Here is a 1,219-nt window from a genome sequence, read left to right on the forward strand (position 1 = left end):
TGAATAGCCCCGAGTTTCGTAGACACCCTCGGGTTAGATTTTCTGCTGCTTCTCGAACTCGACGGGCGACAGCATCCCGTTCCTGACGTGTTTGCGTTTCGGGTTGTAGAACATTTCGATGTAGTCGAACACGTCCTGGCGTGCTTCATCGCGTGAACGGTAAACCCTGCGACGTATCCTCTCTCGTTTCAGAAGATTGAAGAAGCTCTCGGCCACCGCATTGTCATGGCAGTTGCCGCGTCGGCTCATCGAGTGAACCAGATTGTGGTGCCTGAGGAACGAGGCCCAGTCCATGCTGGTAAACTGCGAGCCCTGATCCGAGTGGATCAGCACCTTGTCTTTCGGTTTGCGTCGCCACACCGCCATGAGCAGAGCCTGCAATACGACGTCCGTGGTCTGTCGGCTCTGCACCGCCCAGCCGATGACCCGGCGAGAATAGAGGTCGATGACAACCGCAAGGTAAGCGAAACCTTCGCAGGTTCGAATGTAAGTGATGTCCGTGACCCAGGCCTTGTCCGGAGCTGCTACGTCGAATTGCCGGTCGAGCTTATTATCGACGACGACAGACGGTCTGCCGCCATAGATGCCGGGACGGCGTTTGTAGCCGATCTGCGCCTTTATTCCGGCGAGACGCGTCAGGCGCGCGACCCGGTTCGGGCAGCACATCTCTCCCTGATCGAGAAGGTCGTCGTGCAGCTTGCGATAACCGTAGACCTTGCCGCTCTCTTCCCATGCCTTCAGGAGCAGATCGGTCTGTCGCTTGTCCTCATTGGCTCGCCTGCTCAGCGGGTTCTTCAGCCAGGTGTAAAATCCACTCGGGTGAACCCGCAGAAGGCGGCACATCGTCCGCACCGAAAACTGCACGCGATGCAGGGCAATGAATGCGTATTTCACTTTGCATCCCTGGCGAAATACGCGGCCGCTTTTTTTAGGATATCGCGTTCCTCAGTGACGCGGGCCAGTTCCTTCTTCAGCCGCCTGATCTCCTCGGCCTCGTCGTTGCCCTTGGAGTCCGACCCAGCAAACTTCTTCTTCCATTCATACAGCGAATGCTGGCTGACGCCGAGACGCTGCGAAACCTCAGCCACCGGATAGCCCCGCTCCGTGATCTGCCGCACCGCGTCACGCTTAAACTCTTCGCTGAAATTCGATTTGCCCATGATGCTCTTCTTGCCTCAAAATTAGGAAAGAAGGTGTCTACAAATCTTGGGGCTATTCA

At 56.7% G+C, this 1,219-nt stretch carries 1 protein-coding gene; it reads right to left on the reverse strand.

The features are described from left to right. Positions 1–33: 33 nt before the first annotated feature. Positions 34–1,160, reverse strand: a protein-coding gene (locus tag ACIQUH_RS27875; protein WP_400821441.1) for an IS3 family transposase whose coding sequence is annotated in 2 segments (ribosomal slippage) — positions 34–932 and positions 932–1,160 — 1,128 coding nt in all. Because the reading frame shifts where the segments join, the coding sequence is not laid out codon by codon here. Positions 1,161–1,219 lie beyond the last annotated feature (59 nt).

It is taken from the genome of Agrobacterium sp. NPDC090283 (assembly GCF_044769685.1).
GTDB lineage: Bacteria > Pseudomonadota > Alphaproteobacteria > Rhizobiales > Rhizobiaceae > Agrobacterium.